Consider the following 17,482-nt stretch of genomic DNA (forward strand, 5'->3'; position numbering starts at 1 on the left):
CGGTGGTCGCGTGGTGATCATGGTCGGGCTGCCAGTCGAGGGGCCCGTCAGCTCCATCGCGGGCCGCAAGACCTTTCCCGACCATGCCGCCTACGTCGCCACGAAGTTCGCCGTGCACGCGCTGTCGGAGAACCTGCGCGAGGAGGTCGCCGCGACGGGTGTGCGGGTGGTGACCATCGCCCCGGGGGCGGTGGAGACCGAGTTGCTCTCGCACACCAGTGACGAGCGGATCAAGGCCGACTACGAGGCCTGGAAGAAGTCGGCCGGTGGCGCGTTGGACCCGCAGGTCGTGGCCGAGGCGATCGCCTTCGCCTACGGGCAGCCGCAGAACGTCACCGTCCGGGAGATCGTCCTCGCCGCAACCGGCCAGGAGGGCTGACCCGCCGCAGCCGGCGGCCGCGTGCGGACCCCGACGGTCGGCCGTGCCGGCTTGCCCGGGGCGGCGAGTCCCGTCCGGTCCGCCTGCGGGTGCCGGGGCGCCCCCGCACCGGTGGGTCGCCGGTGTGGGGGCGGGCTGGTCCTGCGGGACGGTCGTGCCGGTGAATCGCTGCCGCAGGTCGGTGCGGCGCGCGGTCAGCACTGGGTCGTGAGACGTCCTGTCCCACAGTGCCGGGCCGTCGTCGGCCGGGTTGTGGGTGCCTTCGGGCCGGCGGGGTGGTGCTGGTCGTACATCCGGCGCCCCTGTCCGGCCGCCCCGCTCCGTCGCTCCCGACCGATGGTGCCACGAAGCGAGGCCGCCGAACCCTCGCTCCGCCTCCGGCGTCGGCCCCACGCGCTCGGTGACCCTGTCGGCAGGGTCACCGAGCGCGTCGTGCACCGGCGGACGGGCTTGGCCGTCGTCATCATGCGGCGTCAGCGGCGCAGCGGGCCCTCGCACGAGTAGTCCGCGGTTCCGGCCTGGCCCGAGGGCCAGACGTCGACCTTGCCGAACCAGCAGTTCATGTCGGCCATGTTGTTGTTGGCGGCGCCGCCCCGGTCGAGGAGGAAGTGGTCGACGGTGGCGGCCATGTCCTTGCGGATCTGGCCGGCGTCGACGGAGTTGGTGAGGTTGGTGGTGATGCGTCCGGTGCAGGTGAAGCGCATCTTGTTGTCCCAGTCGCCGTTGTCCTTGCAGTCGGGGGTGTTCTGCGTGGCGGCGGCGAAGGCGTTGCGGACCTCGGAGGCCCAGGCGTAGTTCAGCTGCCCGTTGGGCGTGTAGGCGGTGGCGGGGACGAAGAGGCTGTCCGCGAGCGGGATCTCGGCGTCCAGGTAGGCGGTGTACTCCTGCTGGAGGTTGGCGTCCCGGCCGAGGCGGTCGCGCCAGGCGTCGTAGCCGGCGCGGTCGTCGGCGCGCAGCAGGCGGTACATCTCGGCGAGCTGTTCGGGGTGCTTCTCGCCGAGCAGGTTGAAGAAGGTCGCGGAGTAGGGGTAGGCGCGGAAGCCCAGTCCGTTCCAGGTGGCGTGGAGGATCTCGTTGATGGTCAGGCGGGGGGTGCCGGCCTGGTCGTCCCAGCCGATCTGGCGGACCATGTACTTGCGTGCCTTGACACCGCTGTCGCGGGTGGCGCCGGCGAAGTATTCGGCGGTGCCCTCGTTCATGGCGAAGGTGGCGTCGCTGGGCCAGCGGGTGGTGTAGCCCTCCCCGGGGATCGCCCAGCGGGCGTTGAGGTAGTGGGTGTACTCGTGCCGGAACAGCTCCTCCAGGCTGAAGTACGACTCCTGGGTGGTGCGTTGGTAGGTGTAGAAGGTGGAGTTCTCCTCGATGAACATCCCGCCGTTCTGGACGTCCCCGATGCCGAACAGCACGTACTGGAGGGCTTGGTAGTTGGTCTTGGTGTCGTACAGCTGGACGGTCAGTGCCGGGTGGTTGTCGTCGGCCAGCGGCTGGTCGGTGCCCAGGGTCCGGAAGAACTGGGCCTTGACCTGCTTGGTGGCGTAGTAGAGCTGGTCGGCGGTGGCCTTGTCGAGCGCGGTGCGCACGATCAGGGTGCCGTTGTCGTAGCTGTAGGTATGGGGGAATATCTGGCGTTCCAGGTCGGTGCGGCAGACCGCGTACTGGCCGCAGAGCCCGAGGTCGTTGACCGGGCCGACCAGGTTGGCCCACGGGCGGCTCATCCGGCCGAAGGTTGCCGCGGCGAGTTCCAGCTGTGAGCCGATCCGCTGCTTCAACTCGGGCTTGAGGGCGTCGATCTGGGCGAAGCGTCCGTACTCCAGCATGGCGTCGCCGGCGGCCCACTCGCTGTTCGTGCCCTTGAGGTGGGTGTAGCCGGCGTAGGCGCGGAACGCCTCGCGGTAGTCGGCGTCGGCGGCGACGGCGGCGCGGAAGAGGCCCTGCGGATCGTCGCCGACGTTCCCGATGCCCTGGAAGTTGATCTGGAGGGCGCCCTGGACGGCCCAGTTCCAGCCGCGGTCACCGATGACGGGCGAGCCGGGTGCGAACATCCTCATGATCTGTTTCACCAGCGGCAGGCGGGCCAGGCGGAGCTTGGGGGCGCTGCCGGCCTGGAGCAGTTCGCCCATGGTGTCGCCGTTGGTGGTGGTGGGTTCGAACACCCGGGGGTTGGCGGTGTAGTCGCGGATCGCGCGGTCGAGGGCGGTGGCGGTGGTGTCGTCGCCGAGGTCGATCTCGGCGTGGTTGAAGTCGAAGAAGACGGCGACGTGTAGGTAGTACCAGAGTTCCTGCTGGTTGAGGTTGTTGGCGCTGTCGAAGGACGGTGCGAGAGAGCTCACCTTGGCGGCGACGGCCCGTACGTGCTCGGGCGTCATCACCTTCGCGGTCTGCGGGTTCCAGTTGACCAGCAGCGGGCGCAGGCAGTCCTGGTAGGTGTGGCCGCGGTCGGTGAGGAAGTCGACGAGCGCGGCGGGGCTGAGCGAGGTGAACGCCTCCGGGGTACAGGCGGCGCTCTTCGTGGCGTCGGCCGCCGGGAGCGGGTCGGTGGCGTCGGTCGGATCGCCGGGCTGCAGGCCGGTGGTCGGCTGGCGCGCCGCTGCGCCCGGCCAGCCCTGCGGGCCGGCCTCGGCGGCGCCGCCCGGGGCGCCCTGGTGAGCGAGGTGGTCGCCGGCCACTGGCAGGGCGGTTGCGGTGCGGGCCTCGGCCGAGGCTACGGACGCGCGCTCGGCGGAGGCCTGCGCACTGTGCAGCAGCGGGATGGCGAGGGTGGCGGCCAGCGCGGCCGAGAGCAGGGTGTTGCGCACGGTGGCTGATGAAGGCACCGAGATCTCCTCGGGGGGATGTGGGGGATGGGTTGGTGGTGCTGTGCGCTGACGTGTGCCGGGGGAGGAGAGAGGCGGCACACGCTGCCGGCACCGGCGCCGAGGCGAGGGGGAACTGGCGGCCGGGGACGGTGACCGCGCCGATGGCGCGGAAGCGTGGGGCCGTACAGAGGCGCGGCAGAAGTGCTGGAACGGCGCCTTCGTACGGGAGTTGGGGTGCCGGCTAGGGGTTCGGCGGGCGCTCGCGGCCGTCGCCCGTCGTCGGGGCAGGCGTGACTCGGCGCGTGGCGCGAGGAGTTGACACCGGTTCTCCTGTGGGGGGAGGCGGGGCGGAGCCGATGGCCGGACGGGGCCGTGGCCGCCAGGTGGGAGGAGGCCGGCTGCCACAGGGCATGGAATGTAACATGGCAATGTGAAATTGCACTAGGTGTTTTGCCTGCTCGCGGGCCGGGGCTCGGTGGCTGACCCGCCGTCGCCCGGCCGGACGGTGGCCGGCAGAGGGCGACCTCTCAAGGCGACGAGGCAGTCAGGATCACGAGCGAGCCCGGCCCGCCCGAGCGCAGGCTCGTCGTTGGCCGGTGGACGCCTTCCGGGGTTGTCCGCCGCGGACCGTACCGTGAGGGCGCAACGGGCAGCCGCTGAGGTTCGTGTGGGATCAATGCGATTTCGGGCATCGAACTGTTGATGACGCGTCAGGCTCGTGCGGCGAGGAATGAAACGGAGCTTCCGCATGTCTTGGGGGCGGACCTGGAGGGCAGGTCGGTCACCGGGCCGGGGTGCTGGTGTCCGGCGGCGGATCGGTCCGGCCGCGGTGGGGGAGTTCGACGCGGACGGTGAGTCCGCCGCCGGGGCGTGGGGTGGCGGTGGCCGTGCCGTGGTGGGTGCGGGTGATCGCCCGGACGACGGCGAGCCCGATTCCGGAGCCGTTGCCACTGCGTTGGCGGCCGCGTTGGAAGGGTTCGAAGAGCGCGGGGACCTCCCGCGGGTCCAGGACCGGGCCGGTGTTGACGACCTCGACGAAGGACCGCCCGGCGCTGGTGCCGGTGGTGATGCTGGCCGTGCCGCCGTGGTGGTTGTGCCGTACCGCGTTGGCCAGCAGGTTCAGCGCGACCTGGCGCAGGAGGGCGGGGTCTCCCCAGGCGGGTGCGGAGCCCGCGTCGGCCGTGACGTGGACCCCGGCCTCGCGGGCCTCGTCGGCGAGGTCGGCGACGGCACTCGCGGTCGCGTCGGCCAGGTCGACGGGGTGCGGTGTCAGGTCCTCGCTCTCGCCGCGGGCCAGGGTCAGCAGGGCCGCGATGAGGCGTTCGCTGCGGGCGTTGGCGTCCAGTGCGCGGTGGATGGCGGGCAACAGGTCGTCCGGGATGCGGCCTTGGGCCAGTGGGATCTCCAGGGCGGTGCGTTGGAGGGTGAGCGGGGTGCGCAGTTCGTGCGAGGCGTGGGCGGTGAAGCGGCGTTGTGCGGTGAAGCTGTGGTCGAGGCGGTCGAGCATGGCGTCGAAGGTGTCGGCGAGTTCGCGGACCTCGTCGTGCGGTCCGGTGAGTGCGAGCCGTTCGCCCAGGGTGCTGCCGCTGTTGATGCGCCGGGCCGTCGCGGTGACCTGGTCGAGGCGGTGCAGTGAGCGTCGGGCGGCCCACCAGGCGAGCAGTGCGGCGAGGACGGTGAAGGCGGCGAGCAGTAGCAGCGAGCGGGTGAGCAGGTCGCCGAGGACGGTGTGCTGGAAGTCCTCGAAGCGTTGGGCGGGGCTGGTGATCGCGGCGGGGGTTTCGAACGGGCTCGTCGGTGCGGAGGTGGGCGCCGACGGCGGAACGGCCGGTTCGGTGATGACGGTCGCGGGGACGACGAGGTCGCGGTTGGCCTCCAGGAGTTGACGGGAGCTCAGCCAGTTCAGTACGAGCAGCCCGGATCCGAGGACCGCGAAGACCGCCGTGGTCATCAGGGTCAGTCGGCCGCGCAGGGTCAGCCGGGCCGGCCGCGGGCGGCGTCGGATCTGCGCCGGGCTCACAGCCGGTATCCGTAGCCGGGGTCGTTGGTGATCAGCGATGGTTCGCCGAGCTTGCGGCGCAGGGAGTGCACGGTGACCCGGACGGCGGTGGTGGCCGGGTCCGTCGCGGCGTCCCACAGGCCGTCACGGAGCTGTTCGGTGGTGACCGGGGCGCCGTCCGCGGCCAGCAGCATCTCCAGCACGCCGAGTTCCCTGGGCGTGAGCTTCAGCGGCCGGCCGTCGCGTTCGGCGATCCTGCGCACGGTGTCCAGGCTGACCCCGTGCCCGCTCAGCACGGTGGCGGCACTTCCGTGCCCGGAGCGGCGGCCCAGTGCCCGCAGGCGGGCGATCAGTTCCAGGTAGGAGAACGGCTTGGCCAGGTAGTCGTCGGCGCCCTGGCCGAGCCCGTCGACCAGATCGGCGAGCGTTCCGGCCGCGGTGAGCATCAGGATCCTCGCCGGGTAGCCGGCGGTGTTCAGCGCCCGGCAGACGGCGTCCCCGCTCAGGAGGGGAAGGTCCCGGTCCAGCAGCAGGACGTCGTAGTCGCCGGCCGCCGTCATTTCGAGCGCCCGGGCGCCGTCGTGCGCGACGTCGCAGGCCATGCCCTCGGCCCGCAGGCCCTCGACGAGCATCGCCGCGAGGTCCACCTCGTCCTCGACGATCAGCACACGCATCGCGTTCCACTCCGTTCGGCCTCGCCCCGCGCTGTCCCGGGTGCGTTTTTCCCTGGTCAAGGATGACGTCACGGGGGTTAGCCGGGGGTTAGGCACACGCTCACCAGTGGCTAACGCGCCGGTCCGTAGAACTGCTGGAGACCGTCACCGAACTCCGGCAAGGAGCACGACATGCGCAGCAGGACCGTACGGACCGTACTGGCGACAGTCGCCGTCACGGCGGCACTGGCGATGAGCGGCTGCTCCTCCTCGGACCCGGCGCCCAGGGTCGAGGGAGGCGCCGGCGCGGGGAAGGGCAAGCCCCAGGACGACGGCGCGATCCGGCAGGCCTGGGTGAACTGCATGCACCAGGAAGGGCAGAACGGCGTCGAGCTGGACAAGGACGGCAACATCGTGATCCCGGCTGCGGGAACCGACGGCAGCTCGACGTCCGACTACGACACAGCGGCCAGGACCTGCGACACCAAGGTCCCCGGGATCCACCAGGTGAAGCCGAAGAACATGGAGAAGTCCGTCGAGGAGGCCCGGGCCTTCGTCGCCTGCGCGCGCAAGAACGGCTACCCCGACCTCCCGGACCCGGATCCGAAGACCGGCATCCTCAGCATCCCGCGGGCCTCCTTCGACACCGCCAAGTGGGATGCCATCCAGCCGGCCTGCGGTCAGCTGCCCATGCCCGGCTACACCATCGGCCAGTGACCATGGGCGACCGCATCGAAACCACCGCCGCCGAGCACACCGTGACCGGTGGTCCGCGCAGGACCCGCCGCCGGATCGTCGTCCCGCTCGCCCTGGTCGCCGTGCTCGGCGCCTCGGGCGTGCTCGCCGCCACGCGTCCCTGGGAGCACCGGGCCTCCGCCCCCGCGCACAGCCCGGTCGGCCACGAGACCGTCGAGGTGCGCAAGGGATCGCTGTCCAGCGGCATCCAGGTCGGCGGCGCCCTCGCCTACGACGCCCCCACCCCCGTCGTCGCCGCCGGCCGCGGAACCCTCACCGCCCTGCCCGCCGTCGGCACCGTCGTCAAACCCGGCGCCACGCTCTACGAGGTCGACGGAAAGCCCGTCGTCCTGCTGCGGGGGGACCGGCCGATGTGGCGCGACCTCGGCCCGGACACCGGCGACGGCCCCGACGTCGAACAGCTCGAACGCAACCTCGTCGACCTCGGCTACGCGAACGGACTCGGCCTCAAGGCCGACCGGAAGTTCACCGTCGACACCGCCACCGCCGTCAAACGCTGGCAGAAGGCCCTCGGCGTGCCACAGACCGGGACGGTCGCGCTCGGCAGCGTCGTCATGCTGCCCCAGCAGACCGCGCGGGTGCAGCAGGTCGACGCCAAGCTCGGATCCGCCGTCGGCAGCACCGCCGTCATGACCGTGACCAGTACCGACCTGGTCGCCACCGTCCAGCCCGCCGACAACCAGACCTCCCGCTTCAAACCCGACGGCCGGGTGACGGTGAAGCTCTCCGACGGCAGCACCGTCGACGGGCGCATCCGCTCCCTGATCAGGGGGAGCGCGGGCGGGGGAGGCGGCAACGGGCCGGGCGGCGAAGGCGGTGGCGGTGGCGGGGGCACGGAGAAGACGACCGTCACCATCGCCCTGGACAGCCAGCAACAGGCCCAACAGGCCGGGCCCTCCACCGTGACCGTCACCGTCGTCGGCGACACCGCCGAGGACGCGCTGATCGTCCCCGTCACCGCCCTGATCGCCCTCGACGGCGGCGGCTACGGCGTCAAGGTCATCGACGGCGCCACCACCCGCCTCGTCCAGGTCCGCCTGGGACTGGTCGCCGACGCCAAGGCCCAGATCACCGGCGACATCCGGGCCGGCGACCGGGTGGTGGTCCCGGTATGACGCGCCTCCAACGCTCCCGGTCCGAGGGCACTACCCCCGTGCTCCACCTCACCGGCGTCACCAAGGAGTACCCCGGATCACCGCCCCTGCGCATCCTGCACGGCATCGACCTCACCATCGACCCCGGCGAACTCCTCGCCGTCGTCGGCCCCTCCGGCTCCGGCAAGTCCACCCTGCTCGCCCTCCTCGGCTCCCTCGACCGCCCCACCGCCGGACGGCTCTGCTTCGAAGGGCACGATCTCGCCGACCTCACGGACCCCCAACTGGCCGCCCTGCGCGCCCACCGGATCGGCTTCGTGTTCCAGCAGTTCTTCCTGCTGCCCGGCCTCACCACCGTCGAGAACGTCGCCACCGGACTCCTCTACAGCGGCGCCCCCGCCACCCTCCGACGCACCGCAGCGGTCGAGGCCCTCCAGGAAGTGGGGCTCGGCCACCGCCTCCACCACCACCCCGACCAGCTCTCCGGCGGCGAGAAACAACGCGTCGCCATCGCCCGCGCCCTCGTCGGCAACCCCGCACTGCTGCTCGCCGACGAACCCACCGGCGCCCTCGACAGCGCCTCCGGCGCCACCGTCGTCGACCTCCTGCGCACCCTCAACGCCAAGGGCACCACGGTCGTCGTCATCACCCACGACCGCGACCTGGCCGCCTCCTTCCCCCGGCGGATCGGCATCCATGACGGCCGCATCGACTTCGACGAACGCACTCCCCACCCCGCAGGAGCCCCCCGATGACGCCCGCTCCGCGCCGCACCCGGCTGCGCCCGACGGACCTGCTGCGCCTGGGCATGATCGGCCCGCGCACCCGCAGGATGCGCTCCGCCCTGTCCGCGCTCGGGATCTCCCTGGGGATCGCGGCCGTCATCGCGGTGACCGGGATCTCCGCCTCCAACCAGGCCCACCTGCTGGAGCGCCTGGACCGGCTCGGCTCCAACCTGATCACCGTCGCCCCCGGGAAAGGAGCCGACCAGAAGCCGGCCCCACTGCCCCCCACGGCTGAGAAGATGCTCGCCGACATCGCCCCCGTCCAGCAGGTGACCGCCACGGGGGCCACCAAGGCCCAGGTCTACCGCAACGACCTCGTACCGCCCCAGCAGACCGGCAGCCTCACCGTGCTGGCCGCCCGCCCCAACCTGTTGGACGTCCTGCACGCCACCGTGCGCACCGGACGGTGGCTGGACGCGGCGAGCGAGAACCTTCCCGTCACCGTGCTCGGCGACCAGGCCGCACGGCGCCTCGGCGTCACCGCCCCGGGCGAACGGGTCTGGCTGGGCGGACAGTGGTTCGTCGTCACCGGAATCCTGGCTCCCGACGAACTCGCCCCCGAACTCGGCACCGCCGCCTTGGTCGGCTGGCCGCAGGCCACCGCCCACCTGGGCGCGGACGGCACCGCCGCCACCGTCTACCTCCGCTCCCACCCCGAACGCGTCCCCGACGTCCAGGCCGTCGTTGCCGCCACCGCCAACCCGGCCGCCCCGAGCACCGTTGCCGTCAGCCGCCCGTCGGACCTGTACACCGCGCGGGCCGAGGCCAAGAACGCCCTCACCGGACTGGTTCTGGCACTTGCCGGCGTCGCCCTGCTCGTCGGCGGCGTCGGCATCGCCAACACCATGGTGGTGAGCGTGATGGAACGCCGCGGCGAGATCGGACTGCGCCGCGCCCTGGGCGCCCGAGGAGGCCAGATCGCCGCCCAGTTCCTCCTCGAAGCCGTCCTGATGGGCTTCGTAGGAGGAGTCGGCGGACTGGCCGTCGGCGCCCTCACCGTCCACGGCTACGCCCTCGCCCAGGGCTGGCCGGCGGCCATCCCGCTCACCACGGCCGCCGCCGCACCGCTGGTCGCCGTCCTGGTCGCCGCCGTCGCCGGGATCTACCCGGCCCTGCGCGCCGCCAAGGCCTCCCCGACCGACGCCCTCCGCTCGGCCTGACCGACACGAAGCGGCACCCACGGCGGACGCACCAGGCTGAACTCGGAGAGCCAGCCTGGAACCGGCGGCCCGCCGGTCGGCCAAGGGCTGTTTGGTTCGCACAACCCGAAGTACATGTGGTGCGGTAGTGACGACCTGGTGCAGCGTGACCCGGCCCCGGCCGGCCTTCCGCCGCGGGGTCACCCAGTCCTCGATCCGCTGCGGCCGCAGTTCCAGCAGCCGGCGTCGCCCGAACGCGGGGGTCAAGTCCCTCTCTACGTACCCGGCTAGGGTCCGGCCGATCATAGCTGCCATCGTCGAACGCGCGAGTTCGTCGCCTACGGGCTGCGGACGCCACTGGGCGGGGCGGCTTCCCGTCAGGGGCCGCCCCGCCCGCTCGTGTGGTCTGCCAAGGCCCCCAGTCGCATTGATGGCCTTGGGTCGTTCGACCGCACAGGCTCTGGGCCCTCTCTTTCGGATCTTGAGCGTTCACCGGAGGGCACTTCCATCCCCTGGGCTGGAAGTGCCCTGACCTCGCACGCCTGCCGATACCTCGAAGTCCTGGGCCCGTCGGCTGGGTGGGCGAAGGTGGTAATCCGGTGGCCACCTTCCTCGGAACGTCCGTGCCGCTGGGTCAGAATGCCGGCGGCTTCGATGCAGTCCTCCCTGCGCAGCCGGGGCTGCTCCCTGCGGGTCGCGTCACACGACGTTGCCGGGCCGGTCCTCCTCGCGCAGCCGGGGTTGCTCCGTGCTTCTGATCGGGCAGGCCGAACCAGGTATCGCCCTTCCCGCGCAGCCGGAGCTGTTCCGGCGCTTCTGCAGTCGCCGATGCGCCGCGAGTTGTCCTCCCCGTGCAGCCGGGGCTGTTCCGTCGTGCGAGCACCTGTTCGGCAAGCTGAGAGAGCCGTGGCGGTGGGCTCGGATCAATCACTGCGATGAGGTCGCAGCGGGAGATCTAGGGACTTGTCGGGGACCACGCGTCGTTCATCGCCGCCGCTGAGGTGCCTTTCGGTGAACGAATAGCGCGGGCTGTCTACCGTCTGACGTGCACTGATACGGATCCCCGGGCGACTGGGGGTCGAGGGGTCCTGAAGTCGCGGCTGAGGCATGTTCCGGGCCCGCCTGTAGGCGTTGTGAGGGGCCCGGGTGTCGAGGGGTCGGGCTCGGGGTCAGATGCGGGTCGCGGTGACGACGTGGTAGTCGAGGAGGCCGTCGCGCCAGGCGGTGAGGAAGTGGCGGGACCAGTGGGCGGTGGGGACGGTGTCGGTGAGGTAGCGGTCGAGGCCTGGCCAGACGTGGGTGCCGATGGATTCGGTGGTGATGTCGGTGAAGCCGTGGCGGGTGAGGTCGGTGGTGAAACCGTCGAGGGGGTGGGGGACGTCGAGGCCGTCGGCGAAGCTGGCGAGCATGATCTTGAGGCGTTCGGCGGCGTCGGGGCCGGGGGCGGTGAAGAAGGTGGTCACCACGAGGCGGCCGCCCGACCGCAGGACGCGGGCGGATTCGCGGGCGAAGCCGTTGAGTTCGCGGAAGTGCTGGGCGGCTTCGACGGAGAAGACGCCGTCCAGGTAGCCGTCGGAGAACGGGAGTTCGTCCGCCGCGCCGAGGGTGTATGCCAGCCGATCGGGGTACGTGGCCAGGGCTCTCGCGTTGACGGCGCGGGCGCGCTCGATCTGGTCGGGGTGGATGTCCACCCCGGTCACCGCCGCGAAGCGGTACTCCCGTAGGGCGAGAGCGCTTCCGAGGCCGCGGCCGCAGCCCACTTCCGCCAGCCGCAGCCGCTCGCGCGGTTCGGGGAACTCCCGCAGCACCCGCCGGTAGAGCTGTTCCTGGCTGCGCACCCGGTCCTCGGGGGTCGGGTTGGCGAGGTCGATGCCCTGCCAGTAGCCGAAGTTGATGAATCCTCCGGCGAACGACGGGGCGGTGCTGAGGTCGTCGGTGCCGTAGGTCCGGCGCACGGTCGGGGGGATGCGGTTGTGGTCCATGGGCCGCTGGGTCTCCTGCTCGGTGGGTGCCCGGCCGTCGGGCGCGCCGAGGTACGTACCCAAACCTGTGGTGGTCCGAACACGGTACGTGATGGCGGGGGTTCCGGGGGACGGTGGGGGCGCGGTGGTGTCCCGAGGGGCTCGGGGCACCACCGCGCGACGGGGGTGGTCAGCGGGTGAGGTCGGCCGGGGCGTCGAGCCGGGTCAACTTCTGTGGGTTGCGCACGACGTAGACCCGGGTGATCAGGCCGTCCTCCACCGTGAGGCTGACCACGGAGGGCTCGCCGCCGACGTCGATCCGGCCGCCCGGCGCGCCGTTGAGCCACACCGTGGCGGTGTCCGGCGTGACCGGCAACCGCCCGATGCGCGCGAGCAGTGCCGCCACCGCCTCGGCACCGTGGACCGGCGCCGGGGCGGCCGCCGCGATCCCGCCGCCGTCGGCGATCAGGACGACGTCCGGGGCCAGCACCTCCATCAGGTCCTGAAGCCGCCCGGTGCGCAGGGTCTCCAGGAACCGCTCCACGACCCGCTGCTGCTCGGTGCGGCTCACCCGCACCCGGGGCCGGCGGGCCGCCACGTGTCCGCGGGCCCGCCGGGCGACCTGCCGTACGGCGGCCGAGGTCTTGCCGAGGGCCTCGGCGATCTCCTCGTACGGCAGCTCGAAGACCTCGCGGAGCACGAACACCGCGCGTTCGGTCGGCCCGAGCGTCTCCAGTACGGTCAGCATCGCGAACGAGACGCTCTCCGCGAGTTCGACGTCCTCGGCGACGTCCGGGCTGGTGAGCAGTGGCTCCGGCAGCCACTCGCCGACGTACTGCTCGCGCCGGCGGGACAGTGTCCGCAGCCGGTTGAGGCCCTGGCGGGTGACGATCCGGATGAGGTACGAGCGCGGGTCGTGCACCTGCCGGCGGTCGACCTCGGCCCACCGCAGCCAGGACTCCTGCAGTACGTCCTCGGCGTCGGCGGCGGAGCCGAGCAGCTCGTAGGCGACGGTGAAGAGCAGGCCGCGGTGGGTGACGAAGGGGTCCTCGGTCATGCCGGCGACGCTCCGGCCGGGGCGCCGGCGGCGTTGCCGGTGGCGGCGGCGGGCCGGGCCAGCGGGATCTCGCAGGAGTCGGAGAAGCCCTGGGAACGGACGCCGTTGGCGGTGTTGTTCCTGGTGGCCATGTTGACGAAGGCGACGTAGGCGGTGAGTTCGACCATGGCCGCCGCGCCGAGCTGGTCCAGCAGGCTGTCGTACAGCTCGTCGGTGACGGCCGGCGGGGTCACCGTCATGGCCTCGGCGTACTCCAGCACCTCGCGCTCCAGCGGCGTGAACACCTCCGCCGCCCGCCAGTTCGGCACCTGGCTGGCCTTGGCCAGGTCCAGGCCCTGGTTCTGCGCGTGGAAGTAGCCGACGTCCAGGCACCAGCCGCAGCCGACCTGCGCGGCCACCGCCATGTGCGCGAAGGACTTGAGCCCCGCGTCGAGCGCGTCCCACTCGGCGATCCGGCGGGAGAAGTCCAGGTTGGCGGTGGCGACGGCGGGGTTGTGCCAGATCGCCTCGACGGGTTCGAGGGTGGTCCCGAAACCCTTGATCATGTTCTCGCTCAGTTCGGCGGGCAGCTGGGCCTTCGGCAGTCGCAGTGCCATGGTGTCGTCCTCCCGGTTCGGTGGGCTGTCTGGGTTGCCGGACATGAAGACACCGGAGGGCGCGCGGATGTGACAGGCGGCTGGAAAGCCGGAGGAAAGCGGCTGGGAAAGTCGGAGGGACGCGGCTGGGGCAGCCGGAGGAAAAATGACCTCCGGAGGGGGAGGGCGGTTCGCTACAGTCCGCGGGGACTTTTCCGACCACCGCGAGGAGAACGACACCGTGAACGCCCCCGACGGCCGCCCCGCCCCGCCGCTGACCGGCGGTGAGCGCGAGATGCTGCGCGGATTCCTCGACTTCCACCGGGCGACACTCGCCCTGAAGTGCGAGGGCCTGACCGACGAGCAGCTGCGCCTGCGTTCCAGCCCGCCCTCGACGCTCAGCCTGCTCGGGCTGGTCCGGCACATGGCGGAGGTCGAGCGCACCTGGTTCCGCCGGGTGATCGACGGCGAGGACGTGCCACTGGTCTGGTCCGAGGACGGTGACTACCAGGCCGCGTACGACGCGGCCGGCACCACCCGGGCCGAGGCCTTCACCGCCTGGCAGGCGGAGGTGGAGCACTCCCGCCGGATCGAGCGCGCCGCCGAGTCCCTCGACGTCACCGGGTACCAGGTCCGGTGGGACGCCGAGGTGTCGCTGCGGCTGGTGATGCTCCACCTGATCCACGAGTACGCCCGGCACAACGGGCACGCGGACTTCCTGCGGGAGGCGATCGACGGGGTGGTGGGGGCCTGAGCGTGGTGGGGGCCTGAGGGGAGGAGGGGGCTTGAGGGGGGAGGGGCCCTACCAGCCGAGGAGGTGGGTGCGGTGGGTGAGGGCGGCGAGGACGGAGTCGGCGGTCGCCTCGGGGGTGAGGTCGGTGGTGTCGAGGGTGTGAGTGGCGTCCCCGGGGGCCGGGCCGGCCTGGAGGACGACGTAGTGGAGGGCGGCGCCGGTGGTGCGGCTCTCGCGCCGGAAGGTGTCGAGGGCGGCGGGCGCCGCGGGGGCCTCCACCACGACCTGGTAGCCGCGGGTGGCGTAGGCGAAGGCGGCCTGGGCGGCCGCGGCCAGGGCGGTGGCGTTCTGGCGCCGGGCCTCGGGCAGGTGGGGCGGGAGCTGGCCGCTGCGGATGACCCGCAGGAAGTCGTCCGTCCGCAGGTGGACGCTCGGGTTCAGCTCCCGGGCGAGCAGCTCCGCGACCGGGCTGTTCCCGGCCCCGGCCGGGTCGACGAGGACGAGGACGCCCCCGGCGCCCCGGCCGCCCCCGAGCTCCGGCCCACCTACGGTCGTACGGTTCACAGCTGCTGATCCCTTCGCGGGCCGGGGACGGTCGGGTAGCCGGGGCGGGGCGGTCGGAGTGCGAAGGGGCTGGTCGGCCCATATCCGGACAACCGACCGCCTCGTCCCTACGACTGATGCGTTTCGGGGATCAACCTAGTCCAAACGGGTGGCCCGAGTCGTCCCCCACCCGGTTCCTGGGCGGGTCGGCGGGGCGGACACGGGTTGGTCGGGGACTCGACGCGGGGCGTCACCGGTCGCCGGTGCGCAGCACGATCGGGTTGGTGAGCGCCGCCATCGGCCCCCAGGGCAGGTCCGGGCCCATCGAGTTGCCCCGGCCCGGGGTGCCGTCGGCCTTCGGGTGGCGCACCTCGGCCCGGACGTAGCAGGCGAGCGAGGCGGTGGTGCGCCAGATCACCGTGCCGGCGCCGTCGGCGGGCAGCGACTCCTGGTGCATCTGCCCCTCGTCGGTGAGCAGGCGGACCGTCCCGCCGGGCACGCCGGTGACGGTGAGCCGGACGTCCAGCGGGGCGTCGGCGGGGACGGTCAGCTCCTCGCCGATGCCCGCCTGGCGGCCGTGCCCGGTGACGGTGAGGTCCAGCGTGACGGCGGAGGACTCGGCCAGCCAGCTGCGCCCGGCGCGCAGCCCGTCGAGGATCGCGTCCCGGGTGAGGTCCTCGGCGAGCACCACGGTGTGGGGGGAGCCGATGACCTGCGGTTCGCTGTGCGCGTCGCTGTTGCCCAGGGCGGGCAGCCAGGAGCGGCCTTCGCGCAGGGCGACGGCGAGCCGGCCGTCCCAGGTGTCCACCGCCGACTCGTCGTCGTACGTCCAGGGGCCGTTCCACACCTCGACGGCGTCGGCCTCCTCGTAGCCGAACTTCCACTGGCAGGCGACGTACGGGCAGTACGGGTGCGCGGGCACCACCAGGCCGCCGGACCGGTGGACCTGGCGGACGAAGCGCGGGTACTCCTCGTCGCGCGAGCGGTAGCGCCAGTCGACGAACTGGCCGGGTTTCAGGCCGAGGGCCAGCCAGTGGCCGTTGCGGGTGGTGATCTCCTCGCCCGGCAGGATCAGCAGGTCGGGGCCTGCCAGCGGGCCCCAGGCGGCGTGCGAGGAACTGGTGTTGTGGTCGGTCGAGACGATGAAGTCCAGGCCGGCCGCGCGGGCTCCGGCGGCCACCTCCTCGGGCTTGCGCCGCCCGTCGGAGTGGACGGTGTGCAGGTGGCAGTCGCCCCGGTACCAGGCCCGGCCGCGGCCGCGGGCGCGCTCGGCGGGGTACTGCGGGGTGGACCGCGGCCCGGGCGGGCCGAACCGGAGGGTGACCTCGACGTGGTAGTCCAGGCCCTGCGGGGCGACCTGGTAGGGGCCGAGGACGACGTGCCAGGTGCCGGGGTTGATCGGGCCGGGGAGGTAGCCGGGGGTCGCGGCGCCGCGGGAGAGGCTGAATCCGGTGCGGAAGCCGCCGGACCAGCCGCGGAAGCCGGGGCCGCCGAGGTCGGTGCCGCGTTCGTCGAAGATGCCGATGTCGCAGGAGTTGCCGGGGGTGCCGGCCGGGACCGGCGGCTTGTCGTAGCCGTAGGAGACGGCTATCTCGCGGACGCCCTCGGGCACCTCGACGGGGAGGTAGACGAAGTCGGGGGCGCCGGTGGGCAGGCGGCCGGTGAGGGTGAGGGTGCGGTCGGCGGGCGTGGCCCCGGGGGTGCCGGGGGCGTCGGCGGGGGTGGCGTTCGCCCGGCCGGTGGTGGCGGCCAGGCCCAGGGCGGTGGCGGTGCCGGTGGCGAGGCCGGTGCGGAGCAGGTCGCGGCGGGCGGGCCGGGCCGACTGCGCGGCGGGCCGCTCGGCTGATCCGGCGGTCGGCTGGTGGGTCGGCTGGTCGGGGCGCGGGCTGCTGGGTTCGGTCGGCATCGAGGCCTCCGGATCGGGGCGGGCGGGTCGCTCGCGTGACTACCCCGGCGGGTGAACCGGGGGTGAGTCGGGGCCCACGGTGGTGGGGCGGGCCGGTGAAGAGGGACCGGGCGGGGCCGGGGGCGAGTTGCGGGGAGTGATGAATGGTCGGTTCATAGTCATGTCATCGGTTTATATGAGAAATAGCCTGAACGGGAGACGACCGTGTCGGTGAGTCGGCGGACGCTGCTCATGGTGGTGGCCGGAGGGGCGCTGGCGGGCTGCGGGGCCAGGGCGGCGGGCACCGGTTCGGCCTCGTCGTCTGCCTCCGCCCCGGCCGCCGCCGGGCCGACGTCCGCGCCGGAGTCGACTCCCGATCCGACGCCGGAGCCCGCGGGACGGCCCCCGCACGAGCCGACCCGGGCCGAGACGGTGGAGCGGTACGGCGCGCTGGCGCCGAGCGAGTGGGGGCTGGACGTCTCCGGGGTGGTCACCGCGCTGCCGGACGGCGAGAGCGCCATGGCGCTCACCTTCGACGCCTGCGGCGGCCCCGGTGGCAACGGCTACGACGCCGACCTGATCGACTTCCTGCGGGCGCACGGCGTGCCGGCCACCCTCTTCCTGAACGCCCGCTGGATCGACGCCAACCCGGACGAGTTCGAGCGGCTCGCCGCCGACCCGCTGTTCGAGATCGGCAACCACGGCACCGCCCACCGCCCGCTCTCGGTCACCGGCCGCTCCGCCTACGGCATCGCCGGGACGGGCGGCGTCGGCGAGGTGTACGACGAGGTGGCGGGCAACGCGCGGAAGCTCACCGGGCTGCTCGGGCACCCGCCGCGGTTCTTCCGCTCCGGCACCGCGCACTACGACGACGTCGCCACCCGGGTGGTCGCCGACCTGGGCCAGGGCGTGGCCGGTTTCACCGTGAACGGGGACGACGGGGCGACGTACAGCGCCGCCGAGGTGCGGCGCCAGGTCTCCTCGGCCCCGCCCGGCGCGATCGTGATCGGTCACATGAACCACCCGGGCGGTGGCACGGCTCCCGGGGTGGCCGGCGCGGTGCCGGGGCTGCTGGCGGCGGGGCGGGGTTTCGTACGGCTCTCGGACGTGCTGTAGCCGGGAGGCCCG

The 17,482-nt window shown here is 72.7% G+C and carries 15 protein-coding genes; 7 read left to right on the plus strand and 8 right to left on the minus strand.

What is annotated here, in order from left to right:
• Nucleotides 1-19: 19 nt before the first annotated feature.
• Entirely contained in the window at nucleotides 20-379 is a 360-nt protein-coding gene (locus tag ACIQ87_RS21225) for an SDR family oxidoreductase (protein WP_402408888.1), read from the plus strand.
• A 473-nt stretch (nucleotides 380-852) separates the two neighbouring features.
• On the opposite strand, the gene ACIQ87_RS21230 is transcribed toward ACIQ87_RS21225, so the two are convergent.
• From ACIQ87_RS21230 to ACIQ87_RS21240, 3 genes are all read right to left on the minus strand, one after another.
• A complete protein-coding gene (locus ACIQ87_RS21230; protein ID WP_402408891.1) occupies nucleotides 853-3,192 on the minus strand; it encodes a collagenase in 2,340 nt (779 codons plus the stop codon).
• Nucleotides 3,193-3,955: 763 nt separating this feature from the next.
• Entirely contained in the window at nucleotides 3,956-5,194 is a 1,239-nt protein-coding gene (locus tag ACIQ87_RS21235) for a sensor histidine kinase (RefSeq protein WP_402408894.1), read from the minus strand.
• Nucleotides 5,191-5,847 (minus strand): response regulator transcription factor, encoded by a 657-nt coding sequence (locus ACIQ87_RS21240; protein ID WP_402408897.1) that lies wholly within the window; start codon nucleotides 5,845-5,847, stop codon nucleotides 5,191-5,193. The genes ACIQ87_RS21235 and ACIQ87_RS21240 overlap by 4 nt, the downstream gene beginning before the upstream one ends.
• Nucleotides 5,848-6,018: 171 nt before the next feature.
• On the opposite strand from ACIQ87_RS21240, the gene ACIQ87_RS21245 reads away from it, so the two are divergent.
• From ACIQ87_RS21245 to ACIQ87_RS21260, 4 genes are read left to right on the plus strand one after another with little or no spacing between them, the layout of a single operon-like run.
• Nucleotides 6,019-6,543, plus strand: coding sequence for a hypothetical protein (locus ACIQ87_RS21245; protein WP_402408900.1), 525 nt, complete (start codon nucleotides 6,019-6,021; stop codon nucleotides 6,541-6,543).
• 2 nt (nucleotides 6,544-6,545) lie between these two features.
• Entirely contained in the window at nucleotides 6,546-7,697 is a 1,152-nt protein-coding gene (locus tag ACIQ87_RS21250; protein ID WP_402409035.1) for a peptidoglycan-binding protein, read from the plus strand.
• Nucleotides 7,694-8,431 (plus strand): ABC transporter ATP-binding protein, encoded by a 738-nt coding sequence (locus tag ACIQ87_RS21255; RefSeq protein WP_402408903.1) that lies wholly within the window; start codon nucleotides 7,694-7,696, stop codon nucleotides 8,429-8,431. Before ACIQ87_RS21250 ends, ACIQ87_RS21255 begins: the two co-directional genes overlap by 4 nt.
• Nucleotides 8,428-9,621 (plus strand): ABC transporter permease, encoded by a 1,194-nt coding sequence (locus tag ACIQ87_RS21260; protein ID WP_402408907.1) that lies wholly within the window; start codon nucleotides 8,428-8,430, stop codon nucleotides 9,619-9,621. The genes ACIQ87_RS21255 and ACIQ87_RS21260 overlap by 4 nt, the downstream gene beginning before the upstream one ends.
• A gap of 1,148 nt (nucleotides 9,622-10,769) precedes the next feature.
• Here ACIQ87_RS21260 and ACIQ87_RS21265 read toward each other — a convergent pair.
• From ACIQ87_RS21265 to ACIQ87_RS21275, 3 genes are all read right to left on the minus strand, one after another.
• Nucleotides 10,770-11,645, minus strand: a complete 876-nt coding sequence (locus tag ACIQ87_RS21265; RefSeq protein ID WP_402408910.1) for a class I SAM-dependent methyltransferase — start codon at nucleotides 11,643-11,645, stop codon at nucleotides 10,770-10,772.
• Between the two features lie 106 nt (nucleotides 11,646-11,751).
• The gene (locus ACIQ87_RS21270) at nucleotides 11,752-12,618 is read right to left on the minus strand and encodes an RNA polymerase sigma-70 factor (RefSeq protein WP_402408913.1); all 867 of its coding nucleotides are present in this window, start codon (nucleotides 12,616-12,618) and stop codon (nucleotides 11,752-11,754) included.
• Nucleotides 12,615-13,214, minus strand: a complete 600-nt coding sequence (locus tag ACIQ87_RS21275) for a carboxymuconolactone decarboxylase family protein (RefSeq protein WP_402408915.1) — start codon at nucleotides 13,212-13,214, stop codon at nucleotides 12,615-12,617. Before ACIQ87_RS21275 ends, ACIQ87_RS21270 begins: the two co-directional genes overlap by 4 nt.
• Nucleotides 13,215-13,488: 274 nt before the next feature.
• Between ACIQ87_RS21275 and ACIQ87_RS21280 the strand changes: the two genes are divergently transcribed.
• A complete protein-coding gene (locus ACIQ87_RS21280; protein WP_402409038.1) occupies nucleotides 13,489-13,947 on the plus strand; it encodes a DinB family protein in 459 nt (152 codons plus the stop codon).
• 48 nt (nucleotides 13,948-13,995) lie between these two features.
• On the opposite strand, the gene ACIQ87_RS21285 is transcribed toward ACIQ87_RS21280, so the two are convergent.
• Both ACIQ87_RS21285 and ACIQ87_RS21290 read right to left on the minus strand, forming a co-directional pair.
• The gene (locus tag ACIQ87_RS21285) at nucleotides 13,996-14,490 is read right to left on the minus strand and encodes an ATP-binding protein (protein WP_402408918.1); all 495 of its coding nucleotides are present in this window, start codon (nucleotides 14,488-14,490) and stop codon (nucleotides 13,996-13,998) included.
• 229 nt (nucleotides 14,491-14,719) lie between these two features.
• Entirely contained in the window at nucleotides 14,720-16,375 is a 1,656-nt protein-coding gene (locus ACIQ87_RS21290; RefSeq protein WP_402408921.1) for a CehA/McbA family metallohydrolase, read from the minus strand.
• Nucleotides 16,376-16,579: 204 nt separating this feature from the next.
• Between ACIQ87_RS21290 and ACIQ87_RS21295 the strand changes: the two genes are divergently transcribed.
• Nucleotides 16,580-17,470, plus strand: coding sequence for a polysaccharide deacetylase family protein (locus ACIQ87_RS21295; protein ID WP_402408924.1), 891 nt, complete (start codon nucleotides 16,580-16,582; stop codon nucleotides 17,468-17,470).
• The last annotated feature ends 12 nt before the right edge of the window (nucleotides 17,471-17,482 follow it).

The sequence above is a fragment of the Kitasatospora sp. NPDC096204 genome, assembly GCF_044763205.1.
Taxonomy (GTDB): Bacteria; Actinomycetota; Actinomycetes; order Streptomycetales; family Streptomycetaceae; genus Kitasatospora.